At 49.1% G+C, this 2,333-nt stretch carries 3 protein-coding genes and 1 pseudogene; all 4 read left to right on the forward strand.

Features of this window, described 5'->3' with window-relative positions; genetic code table 11:
- Nucleotides 1-799, forward strand: a 799-nt coding sequence (locus ACTHUE_RS15790) for a LysR family transcriptional regulator (protein ID WP_440423958.1), incomplete at its 5' end; no start/stop codon positions are given.
- Nucleotides 796-1,068 (forward strand): GIY-YIG nuclease family protein, encoded by a 273-nt coding sequence (locus tag ACTHUE_RS15795; RefSeq protein ID WP_440361211.1) that lies wholly within the window; start codon nucleotides 796-798, stop codon nucleotides 1,066-1,068. The genes ACTHUE_RS15790 and ACTHUE_RS15795, both read left to right, overlap by 4 nt.
- Nucleotides 1,069-1,530: 462 nt before the next feature.
- Nucleotides 1,531-2,064 (forward strand): c-type cytochrome, encoded by a 534-nt coding sequence (locus ACTHUE_RS15800; protein WP_049336936.1) that lies wholly within the window; start codon nucleotides 1,531-1,533, stop codon nucleotides 2,062-2,064.
- 162 nt (nucleotides 2,065-2,226) lie between these two features.
- A pseudogene (locus ACTHUE_RS15805) lies at nucleotides 2,227-2,333 on the forward strand (bifunctional 2-polyprenyl-6-hydroxyphenol methylase/3-demethylubiquinol 3-O-methyltransferase UbiG); the annotation flags it as partial.

Genomic DNA, 2,333 nt, shown 5'->3' on the forward strand with positions numbered 1-2,333 from the left:
TGCTGTCAGCCAGCACATCAATCGCCTCGAAACCCTGCACGGCATCAAGCTGTTAAACCGCAGCACGCGCAGCCTTGCGCCTACCGATGCCGGCCGCGCCTTGGGCGAATACTGCCGCCGTCTCGCCGCCACCCTTGCCGATACGCGTACCGTTATCGACAATCTGAAAACCGAACCTGTCGGCGAATTGCGCATTTCCCTGACTTCTACGGTCATCGAATCCCGCGCTTTTCAGACGGCCTTTTCACGATTGCAAACCGAGTTTCCCAAAATCCGCCCCGTCCTTAATTTCAGCTATACTTTGGACGACCTGCAACACAATCAGACCGACATCGCCATACGCGGCGGCGACCGCGCTTTGGACGATCCCAATTTGGTCGCGCGCCATCTCGTGACTTGGCCGTACATCATTTGCGCCGCGCCGGATTATCTTGACCGGCATCCGCCCATTACCCATCCCTCTCAGCTTCATGCACACCGCTGGCTGCATCTTTTACCTGTCCGCACGACCTTGCAAAATGGTGAAGAAAGCTATTTCCTCGACATCGCCGACAGCATTGCCTGTACGCATCTTGCCGCCGTGTGTAACCTGACCGAAAGCGGATTTGGTTTGTCTTTGCAGGTGGGCGGCGAAGTGAGGGAGAAAATTGCACAAGGCCGTCTGAAAGCGGTTTTGCCTGAATGGACATTGCCGCCGGTCAGCCTTTATTTGGTAACGCCTTATCGTGTGCAGTCTGCCAAAACCGAGGTTGCCGTGCGCATTTTTACCGAGAGTTTTGCCAAGGAAGGGGATTTATGAACGCGGAAAATTGGAGCGTTTACCTGATTTTGTGCGAAAACGGCGCGTTTTATTGCGGCATCAGCAACCATCCGCAAGAGCGGTTTACGGCGCACTTGTCAGGAAAAGGCGCGAAATACACGCGTTTGAACAAGCCTGTCGAGATGCGCATCGTTTCAGACGGCCTGAACAAGAGTGAAGCGCTAAAACAGGAAATCGGCATTAAGAAATTGACGGCAGAGCAGAAGCGGGGATTGTGGACTGAAGCTGAAACCTTGGCAAAAGGCTAATGGCATTGGATTAAATTGTAGTCGGAATATGAAAAACTCTATAAACAAGTAAGCCTGCCGGTGTCTTTTGCATGGCCAAGCGGCAAATGTTTATTAACATGATTCAAAAAGGCCGTCTGAAACCTGATTGGGATTCAAACGGCCTGTTTGGATGGGGATGGCTTTTAGGTTGACGCTACTTATGGAGAAGTCGGTAAAAAGTTGAATTCTAAAAGAAACTTTGAAAATAAAATGAGTAACTGCTTGAACAATAAAATGAAAGTTATCGCATTTCATGACAAATGGGGTGAATTTCTATCCGAGTGGAGAGGTGGTGTCAATATGTTTTTCAGTTTTTGAGACAAAATCTGATTTATACCAATATTTATTATAGTGTAGGTCAAAAGTATTAGTTTCTATGCTAGAATTTTTAAGCTGTTTATATAAAACAGTGATTTAAATAAAATTAAGGAAAGACAGAACATGAACAAATTACTGATTGCCGTAATGATGATGGCTGGTTTGACAGCTTGTTCCCAAGAGGCTAAACAGGAGACACAAGAGACTGCTCAAGCCGTTGCATCTGAAGTGAAAAACGAAGCCGCTTCTGCTGCCGATGCGACTGCATCTGCCGCTCAAGAAGCTGCCGATAAGGTTGAAGCCGCCGCCAGCAAAGCAGAGGAAGCCGCCAAACCTGAAGAAGCCGCCAAGCCTGAAGAGAAAGCCGAAGCGCCTGCCGCTGAAGCCAAGCCTGCCGAATCCGCCAAAGTGGACGGCAAAGCTGTTTTTGAAGCGAACTGTAAAGCATGCCACAGCGGCTTGATTCCCGGCGCTCCGGCCGTAGGCAAAAAAGAAGACTGGGCGCCTCGCATTAAACAAGGTAAAGACACTCTGCACAAACACGCAATCGAAGGCTTCCAAGCCATGCCTGCCAAAGGCGGCAACGGCAGCTTGAGCGACGATGAAGTGAAAGCCGCAGTTGACTACATGGCCAACGAATCCGGCGCTAAATTCTAAACCGCACCGATTGAAACGCACCTTGTCACAAGGTGCGTTTTTTATGGGCAGACGGATGAAAGTTGAAATAGGGCCGATAAACAGGCAAAGGCCGTCTGAAACATTTTATTTTGAAGCACAATCGGCTAAAATCAGGCGAATTATTTTATGCAGGAGCAAACCATGAGCAATCAACACGACAACGTAGATGCCGGCGAAATCGCCAAGTTCAGCCAAATCGCCGACAAATGGTGGGATAAAAACGGCGAATTCAAGCCCCTGCATGACAT

This window comes from Neisseria sp. P0021.S005, assembly GCF_051956955.1.